This window comes from Chitinophaga sp. (genome assembly GCF_036566945.1).
In the GTDB taxonomy this organism is placed as follows: domain Bacteria; phylum Bacteroidota; class Bacteroidia; order Chitinophagales; family Chitinophagaceae; genus Chitinophaga.
Map to the genome: position 1 here is coordinate 1 of NZ_DATCVJ010000279.1, position 9,067 is coordinate 9,067.

Genomic DNA, 9,067 nt, shown 5'->3' on the forward strand with positions numbered 1-9,067 from the left:
CTGGAAGCAGGTACACCTGTTTCATGTGCTTCTGCACAAAGGGTGTACATGTACGGTGTCATTCTCATTTTCAACTGCAGGTACTTTCTATTGGTAGCAGTGTTGGTATCTCCCTGCAGATAAGGCTGTTTGTTTTTCTTAGCCCAGCCACTCATCACCATAAATACCGGCGTAAAGCATTTCCATTGCAGGTCACGTACATAGGTAGAATCACTGCCGCGGAAGATCCCGTCTACGTCGCCGGTGGCGGCGTTTTGTGCAGAAAGGCCCGCACCAATAATAGTAGGGATGTGGAAGCGGATATATTCCCAGTTGCCTGACTGATCGCCGGACCAAACGGTAGAATACCGCTGTGTGCCTGCCCAGCCCATTACGCTCCAGATATATCCTCTCGCGTTGCTGTTGTTTTCAATGCCCTCGTATGCCGCTTTACAACCATCCAGGGCAAATTTATAACCCGGACCTACCCAGGCTACGTCCAGCTTGGCCAGACGGGACCCGTAGGTACCTACTTCTCTCGCCATTTTGTCAACGCCGTTTTCTGTCCATAAGCCGGTGTAGAAACCACGTTTGTGTAATTCTGTAATGGTAGAGTCTAATTTCGTATAGCCACATCCGTATCCATCGTTTGGCAGGATCCAGCCACGTGGCATATCGTTTTCTATATATTTATCGGCTACCAGGTGAATAACATCCGGTGTGGTTCCGGTAGTACCGGTGCCTTTATATGCTTTGGAGTCGGTACCGGCGCCACCACGATTGTAACAGTTGGCATCGCCTAAACTCAGCGCCCAGCGTGGCATCAGGAAAGGACGACCCGTCATCTGCGTATAGCCGTTGAGGATCTGTTTTAAACCGGGACCATAGAAGTAGAAGCAGTCAAAACGGTTTTCGTTATGTGCAAACTGTAATTTTTCTTTGAAAGAATAACGGCCCACATCAAAGGTATTTCTGAAGGCGCCATATCCGGCGGTGGACATATAAAAAGGAGCAGGGTTCGGTCTGCCGCCATTATCCCATCCATTACCTTTTTCAATTAATACATCTGTTCCGCGGTGTGAGAAGTAACCGTTTTGCATACCGCCGCCGTAGAAATATTCATCAGGCTGACGCTGCATGGTTTGTGTGGTGCTGGAACCGAAAGACATTGGCGCAGATTCTTCCCAGATCACCCGTGTATCTGTGATATCATACATGGCAAACCGCAATGGTTGCTTGTATACACGTACTATACAATCTTTACTTTTTACCTGGTAATAACTTCCTTTATCCGTTGCCGTTAGGGTCGATTTTCCCGGTGTATAATCCACCACAATATCGTTGCCGGCAGGATTGGTAAACTCACCATCCGGCGCCATCCAGATACGGAAAATATCATCGGTGTAAAAAATCAGTTTAAAAGCCGACAAGCCAGCCTGGATATCACACTCATTGCCAGCTGCTTTGAAGCCGGTCAGATTGCCAACATGTGATTCTTTGGCATTCACCCGCGCACGGAGTGTATCATTCAACACATTTTCGTCACCTGCATATTGCAAAGTAAAGGCGAGTGCATGCATGGTACGATCTGTTAAATCTGTTGCCGGAAATTTCACGGTGAGTTCCTGTCCGGGCGCAAGGCCCTTTTTATTGGCGGGTACTACTGCTTCGATTGCTTTGTGCTGATCGATTTTGCATTGAACCTTAAACGCTGATTTCAGGGTTTCAATACCCGTATTTTTTACGGTAACGGCCAGTTCATCAGCGGTCGTAAACGTGTTTTTTTCTTCATTATGTGAAGTCAGGCGGGTAATCGCCAGATCTTTTTTGTAAGCTTCTGCCAGTTCAATATCATCTATCATCCAGTACCAGCTGTAGAATCCTTTCCAGTAGAAGCGGATATATACTTTCGGTTGATGAGCAGCGATGGCCGTGATGTTCAGTTCCTGGTTGATCGGTATAAACATATCATTGGCCGGTGGCACATTATTCATCACGTTGTAGTCGGTCCACTTGATGCCATCTGTGCTCACGCCTACCAGCAGTGCAGCGCCGGGGGCAGCAAATTCGCTGTTGTACCGGAAGGTGTGCTGAAAGCGAAGGATCACCGATGCTTTGTTGGCACAGTCGATGCTGCTGGTTTGTATCCACGTATCCGGATATACTTTTTTCTTCACCCAGGACGGTTGATCTTCATCTACAAAGTAGCCTGCCTGAAACTGTAAATGATGGCCACGGCTTTTAGATGCAATGGGTGGCGCCTGTTGTTGGTATTGATAGGAGCCTGGGTAAGGCTGATCTGTTATGATCCAGTTTAAATCCCGTTTGCTGGAATCCACATTTTTCCATCCGGCCGGGAGTTCCCCGGTTTTGAAATTTTCCTGCCAGAAAACTTTGGTTTTTTGAGAGGCCTCCTGCGCAAAAGATGCGGCGCCAGAAAAGGCTAAAAGAACTAATAAAAGTAATTTTTTCATGAATTGTTCACCATTAAAATCAGCCAATATATATGCGGATACTGCGTTTGTTAACGAAAGAATCCCTGTTTTTTTGCTCCTGCTGTTTAAGATCGGAAGATCGCAAAGAAATGATATTTCTCTCTTTTCTCTAAATAAAAACACCCTAAGCCTTGAGCGGCAAAGAAATAAAAGTAGTGGATGGGACAAGAAATGATAAATGAACAGGGATTAAATGGCGTTCCGGTGACATTCGCGGGTCTTCCTGCACCAGCCATCTTGCACACCGTCATTTTACTGCCATGCCGGTCCGCCACAGAAAATTTCGTTTTCTCTGACGTATATATGTTTTTACGAATATTATAGATTGTCGGCGCAACCGCTTGATAATGGCTATTTTACATACCTTTGTGCCCTAATATTCCAGATAATGAAAAGAATGCTCCTGACGGCACGTTACTGCCTGCTGGCTGTTATAGCCGTTGTTTTTATGGCCTCCTGCGCTGCTTCAAAGAAAAGCAGCAGTGAGCAGGTGTATATGAACAACCAATATAAAGAGCTGAAAAACGTATTAAATGAGGCCGAAGTCAGCATCATCAAAGATAGTCTGAAAGTAATTTTCCCTAATAACGTTCTTTTTGCCACCGCATCTGACCAGGTAAATGAAAGCGTAAAGCCAACATTCGGGCACTTTGCGGAAGTATTGAACAAATACAGCAAGACAAAGATCCTGATCACCGGCCATACTGATAACACGGGTGCTGCCACCTATAACCGTGATTTGTCTGAAAGACGTGCTACGGGCGCGAAGCAATTGCTCAACAGTTTCAATGTCAGCAACGACCGTATGTTCACCTGGGGTTTGTCTGACCGCGATCCGGTGGCTACTAACGACACCGAAGCCGGTAAGGCAAAGAACAGAAGAGTAGAGTTTGTGATTTTGTATGATGTAAAGGATTAAGTATTTCGGTAGGCAGGCGCCGCAACAGCGGCCCTGCCGCTACTTCAGCCGATTCAGGCAAGCCGCCGTTTACCCCGCTATTCCCCACTTCATTTTCGTATACCCCTCCCGTTATATTTTAGCCGCCTCCACGCATAAAAATGCTGAATATTTTTTGTATCATTATTCCATACATGAAACCCAAAATATTCCCGTTATGAACTCACGTCGTGACTTCCTGCAAAAAATTGCCGCTACCGCCATGGTAATGCCCTTAATGCCGCTCGCCGGATGGGCAACGCGTATGAACAACTATGATGGCCCCGTATTACGGGTGGCTATTATGGGATTGGGCAGCTATGCCAACCGGGTGGCAGACGCGATGCAGTCTTGCGTAAAAGCCAAACTGGTAGGCGTGATCAGCGGTACGCCTGCCAAAATAAAGGATTGGCAGGGCCGCTTCGCTATTCCGGAAAAGAACTGTTATAACTACGAGAACTTCGATCAAATAAAAAATAACGCCGATATCGACGTGGTATATATCACCACGCCCAATGCCCTGCATCACGACCAGGTTATTCGTGTAGCCGCTGCCGGTAAACATGTGATCTGCGAAAAGCCCATGGCCATCAATGCACGGGAAGGACAGGAAATGATCGATGCCTGCAAAAAAGCCAAGGTGCAATTATTGGTAGGATATCGTATGCACTTTGAACCGAAAACCCTGGAGATCATCCGCATGAGAAAGGCGGGCGAGTTAGGGAAAATCCTTTTTTTTCAGGGACAATGTGGTTTTAAAATTGGCGACCCTACCCAGTGGCGGTTAAATAAACAACTGGCCGGTGGCGGATCTATGATGGATATCGGCATCTATGCGATCAATGGCTCCCGCTATATGGTAGGAGAAGATCCAATATGGGTAACGGCACAGGAAACAAAAACCGACCCCGTGAAATTTAAAGCCGGTGTGGATGAAACCATCCAGTTCCAGCTGGGTTTCCCGGGTGGGGCAGTGGCTTCCTGTTTATCTACCTACAACATGAATAACCTGGATCGCTTTTTCCTGGACGGCGAAAAGGGATATGCGGAGTTATGGCCTTCCACCGGATATGGTCCTATTAAAGGACGTACCAGTAAAGGGGAGTTAACACAACCACATGTGACTCACCAAACGGTGCAGATGGATGAAATGGCCGGCATCCTCCTGGAAGGAAAACAACCCATTGTACCGGTGAACGGAGAGGAGGCATTGAAGGATTTAAAGATCATTGATGCCATCTACAAAGCGGTGAAAACAGGGCAAAAAGTGAATCTGAGCATCTAACCCTATTTGATTGGCCGAGGAAATTCCGCACGTGATAGTGAAAAACAGCAGGATCATCTATTAGTGGGAATGCCGCTGCAATACGCATCTGATCAATTCGTTTCTTTATGGTTAAATAGATCAACTATGAAAAAGCGATTATTAGCAGTGGCAATCCTATGCACTGTTGTTTCCGTAGTGAACGCGCAACAATTACACTACGGAATAAAGGCCGATCTGAATATGTTCAAGCTGGACGGAGAAGGGATAAAACCAAACTACACCTTAGGTGGCAGAATTGGCGTTTTTGCGAGTTATGATTTTACAAAGAAATGGGGGATTCAGCCGGAACTATTGTTTTCACAGGCAGGCGCAAAACGCGACGATGATTTCAGCGCCCGTTATATTCACAACAGTAATGATCAGGCCAACAAAAACATTAAGCTGAGTTATCTTACCCTGCCCATATTACTGCGTTATAATATCAACAAAATGATCACGGTAAATGCCGGACCTGAGTATAGTTATTTAATTTATGCCAATGAAAACCTGCTGACTTACAACCAGGCTGCTTTTAAACGCAGTGACCTGGGAGTAGCTGCCGGCGCCACTTTAACGTTCGATATTTTACATGTGTATGCCCGTTATGTATTGGGGCTGACGGATGTAAATAATATCGATGACCGTTATTCCTGGAAAACACAGCAGGCACAGATTGGACTGGGCATCAATTTTAAATAGAATGCATTAATTTTATTGCTGCCCTTTTATCAGGGGAGTTATAAAATGGAGAAAATATATAGACAAGGCGCCAGTGGCGCCTTACTGGATGAATATGAAAAAGCAGTAAGAGAACTGGTGACGTTGATTTCGGATATTCCGGATAGGGCGCTGGCAACGATCGCTGATCCGCTAACGCTCAATCCGGATTGCACCTCCATTCAGACCGTGCTGGCGCATGTGGCGAATGCTATGTATTCGTATGCCGGTTACATTCATCGTTTCAAGGGACATGCCTATACAAAGCCGGAAAAATCTTTTCATACAGCCGTCAGCGGTTTTGTAGCTGATCTGGAAGATGCATTCCGCTTTACCACCGAAGTATTCCACCACATTAAAGACGATGAGCTGGAACAATCCGACCCGGCGAAGAAAATATTTACCAACTGGGGACAGTGGTACGACATCGAACAACTGATGGAACATGCCATTGTACACATTCTCCGTCACCGGCGGCAAATAGAAAAAATGAAAATCGTGCTGAACGTATAGTTATGCGCGCATCAAATGCGATTGTATATTTTGCAGCTGATGTATATGTCGTTGTGTATGTATATTGATAAACTGTATCCACTCCAGCCTGGTAAACGGCCCGAAGCCAGGTACTTCAAAAGCAAGACATTCCTCCGTTAAATTGAGCGTATTGGCCGCTGTGGTCAGCTTCTCCCATATGTCGTGGATATTAGCCAGTATTACTTCTTTAGGGAGATAGTCATTACCCGGACGAATCATATCAGGCGATGTCATTTTAATGCTGAAGTTTAAGAACAAGGCTTTTACTGCATCGACCTTTTCATCGGGTGCACGATCCGTAGGTGTAGCCGGGCCGTAGAGCAGGCTGCAGTCGCCTGCTTTCCAGATATGTTCTGCTACCTGTGCGGCTGTCCAGCTACCTTCAAAAGGCACGGTATTTAATTCCTCTTCTGTAAAAGAAGAGAGTAACCGTAACAGGGTGCTACCGGTGTGATCTATTTCGCTGATTAATGGTGCTTTCATAGCAGATCGATTTATCTACTGCAAACTTAGCGGGATATATTGGTTTGCATCGGGTGCTTATGCGACAATGTAGCGGGTCGAAAGGGACAGGGGAGGAAAAGCGGAAAGCTTAAAGCATAAAGCAAAAAGCGATTGGAGCGAATGATTGGAGCGATTTTGTAATTAACTATTCGCTTTTTTCATTCGCTCCAATCGCTTTTTGCTTTATGCTTTAAGCTTTCTGCTTTTCCTGTATGCTTTTTGCTTTATGCTTTAAGCCTTCCGCTTTTCCGCTGATGCCACCGTCTGCGCTATTAACGTAGCGATGGTCATCGGGCCAACGCCACCAGGTACGGGGGTGTAAGCGGAAGCACGATCTTTTACTTTGTTTATTTCCACATCACCGAGTCCGCCTTTATGATAGCCGGCATCCACTACAATGGCGCCGTCTTTAATCCATTCTGCTTTAATAAATTCGGGTCTGCCTACCGCGCCCACCACGATGTCGGCCTGTTTGATCAGTTCCGCCAGGTTGCTGGTTTTAGAGTGGCAAATGGTGACGGTGGCATTTTCATTCAGCAGCATCATGGCTACCGGTTTACCAAGAATAGGGCTGCGACCTACTACTACCGCGTGTTTACCGGCAATAGGCAGTTTGTAATGCTTCAGCAGTTCCATAATACCGGCCGGTGTGGCGCTGCCATAGGCTGGTTCGTTCATCGACATACGGCCAAAACCCAGACAGGTAACACCGTCTACGTCTTTATGAATGGCAATTTTGTCGAAGCAGGCCCTTTCATCTATCTGGTGAGGTACCGGATGCTGCAGCAGGATACCACAGATCTGGTCATCGCTATTTAATTTTTCAATTTCCGCCAATAATTCCGCTGTGGTGGTGGCTTCCGGTAAATGTACCCGCAAAGATTTCATGCCTACCCGCTCACAGGCGTTGCCTTTCATTTTTACATATACTTCAGAAGAAGGGTCGTTGCCCACGAGGATAGTCGCCAATACCGGCACTACGCCTGTTTGTGCGATGATTTTTTCTACCCTTACCTTTAAATCAGCTTCCATTTCTTTGGATAAAGCTTTCCCGTCTAGCAGTATAGATGTTGCTGTCATATTAAAATCTTTTATTCGTTAATTGTTGCGGTACCTGCGAATCATTGAAGGGCACAAAGATACTTAACCACACATAAAGTTCAATATTCCGATTGCCCGGAATTACAGGAAGCAAAAAATTTTTTTATACAACGAATCCCTTCCGTTTGTTTTTCCGTCTTTATCACATAGGACCTCCTAAACGGTCATTATTTATATTCTACGTATGAAGACGAACATCATTTCCGCCCTCCTCGGGCGATATAAGCACGTCCTCCTGGGGGCCTGTTGCCTCTTACCTGCGGGTAATCTATGCTATGCTGCCGCGCCGGTAGAAGTAGACATCTGCGTATATGGCGGCACCTCTGCCGGTGTGATCGCGGCCTATACCGCCAGGCAATTACACAAAACCGTGATCCTGGTATCACCGGATAAACACCTGGGCGGCCTTACCTCCGGTGGGTTGGGGTACACCGACATTGGTAATAAATATGCCATTACGGGGCTGTCGCGCGACTTCTACCGCCGCATGGGCCAGCACTATGGTAAACTGGAACAATGGATTTTTGAGCCCGGTGTAGCGGAAGCGGCTTTTCAGCAATATATCAAATCGGCCAACGTGCCGGTACTCTATGAATACGCCATCAGCAGTGCGAAAAAGGAAAATGGCTATATCACGGAAATCGTGGTAGACGGCGCAGATACCCGTGTGGTGAAAGCTAAAATGTTTATCGACTGCTCCTATGAAGGTGACCTGATGGCCAAAGCCGGTATTGCTTATACGGTAGGCCGTGAAGCTAACAGCCAGTATAAAGAAACCTATAACGGTGTACAGCTGCGGGAAATACATCAGTTCCCCGATGGAATAGATCCCTATAAAACACCCGGCAAACCGGAAAGTGGCCTGCTCTGGGGAATTGCCAGCGGCACCCTGGCCGACCATGGCGCAGGAGATAAATTTGTACAGGCGTACAATTTCAGGATCTGTTTGAGTAACCAACCTGCTAACCGTATTCCGATTACAGCGCCGGAAGGATACGATCCTTCCAAATATGAATTATTACTTCGCCTGCTGGAGAATACAAAACCGAAAAACCTGTCGCCCTTGCTCAAGCTGGATCTGATGCCCAACGGCAAGACAGACATCAATAACAAAGGCGCTTTTTCTACCGATATGATCGGCATGAATTACGATTATCCGGATGCTGATTATGCTACGCGGAAAAAAATCATTCATGATCATGAAATTTATACCAAAGGCTTGTTATACTTTATAGGCCATGATGAACGGGTACCTGCCCACCTGCGGGAAGAAATGCTTACCTGGGGATATCCGAAAGATGAATACCGGGATAATGGGCATTGGTCGCCGCAAATGTATGTAAGAGAAGTACGACGGATGATAGGCGAGTATGTGATGACACAGGCCAACTGTGAAGCCAGGGAAACGGTTACCGACGGCGTAGGCATGGCGGCGTATAATATGGATTCTCATAACTGTCAGCGTATAGTCGTAAACGGTATGGTAAAGAATGA

General features: G+C 46.4%; 8 protein-coding genes. 5 read left to right on the forward strand and 3 right to left on the reverse strand.

Annotated elements, in window-relative coordinates; all coding sequences use genetic code 11:
* The coding region (locus VIP81_RS08165; RefSeq protein WP_331958249.1) for a TIM-barrel domain-containing protein at positions 1–2,453 on the reverse strand (2,453 nt) is incomplete at its 3' end.
* A 409-nt stretch (positions 2,454–2,862) separates the two neighbouring features.
* Here VIP81_RS08165 and VIP81_RS08170 point away from each other — a divergent pair.
* The 4 genes from VIP81_RS08170 (at position 2,863) to VIP81_RS08185 (ending at position 5,947) form a co-directional block, all read left to right on the forward strand.
* Positions 2,863–3,393, forward strand: a complete 531-nt coding sequence (locus VIP81_RS08170) for an OmpA family protein (RefSeq protein WP_331958251.1) — start codon at positions 2,863–2,865, stop codon at positions 3,391–3,393.
* A gap of 196 nt (positions 3,394–3,589) precedes the next feature.
* On the forward strand, positions 3,590–4,696 hold the full coding sequence (locus VIP81_RS08175) for a Gfo/Idh/MocA family oxidoreductase (protein ID WP_331958253.1): 1,107 nt from the start codon (positions 3,590–3,592) through the stop codon (positions 4,694–4,696).
* A gap of 126 nt (positions 4,697–4,822) precedes the next feature.
* Positions 4,823–5,416, forward strand: a complete 594-nt coding sequence (locus VIP81_RS08180; protein ID WP_331958255.1) for a porin family protein — start codon at positions 4,823–4,825, stop codon at positions 5,414–5,416.
* Between the two features lie 45 nt (positions 5,417–5,461).
* On the forward strand, positions 5,462–5,947 hold the full coding sequence (locus tag VIP81_RS08185; RefSeq protein ID WP_331958257.1) for a DinB family protein: 486 nt from the start codon (positions 5,462–5,464) through the stop codon (positions 5,945–5,947).
* On the opposite strand, the gene VIP81_RS08190 is transcribed toward VIP81_RS08185, so the two are convergent.
* Both VIP81_RS08190 and folD read right to left on the reverse strand, forming a co-directional pair.
* Entirely contained in the window at positions 5,948–6,451 is a 504-nt protein-coding gene (locus VIP81_RS08190) for a DinB family protein (RefSeq protein ID WP_331958259.1), read from the reverse strand. It abuts the gene before it with no gap.
* A gap of 252 nt (positions 6,452–6,703) precedes the next feature.
* Entirely contained in the window at positions 6,704–7,552 is an 849-nt protein-coding gene (folD, locus tag VIP81_RS08195) for a bifunctional methylenetetrahydrofolate dehydrogenase/methenyltetrahydrofolate cyclohydrolase FolD (protein ID WP_331958261.1), read from the reverse strand.
* 205 nt (positions 7,553–7,757) lie between these two features.
* On the opposite strand from folD, the gene VIP81_RS08200 reads away from it, so the two are divergent.
* A partial coding sequence (locus tag VIP81_RS08200; RefSeq protein WP_331958263.1) for an FAD-dependent oxidoreductase occupies positions 7,758–9,067 on the forward strand: 1,310 nt, incomplete at its 3' end.

Bases quoted from the DNA above. Each gene is read 5' to 3' on its own strand.
- VIP81_RS08190 (WP_331958259.1), bottom strand. From the start codon at position 6,451: ATGAAAGCACCATTAATCAGCGAAATAGATCACACCGGTAGCACCCTG.
- VIP81_RS08175 (WP_331958253.1), top strand. From the start codon at position 3,590: ATGAACTCACGTCGTGACTTCCTGCAAAAAATTGCCGCTACCGCCATG.
- VIP81_RS08170 (WP_331958251.1), top strand. From the start codon at position 2,863: ATGAAAAGAATGCTCCTGACGGCACGTTACTGCCTGCTGGCTGTTATA.
- folD (WP_331958261.1), bottom strand. From the start codon at position 7,552: ATGACAGCAACATCTATACTGCTAGACGGGAAAGCTTTATCCAAAGAA.
- VIP81_RS08180 (WP_331958255.1), top strand. From the start codon at position 4,823: ATGAAAAAGCGATTATTAGCAGTGGCAATCCTATGCACTGTTGTTTCC.
- VIP81_RS08185 (WP_331958257.1), top strand. From the start codon at position 5,462: ATGGAGAAAATATATAGACAAGGCGCCAGTGGCGCCTTACTGGATGAA.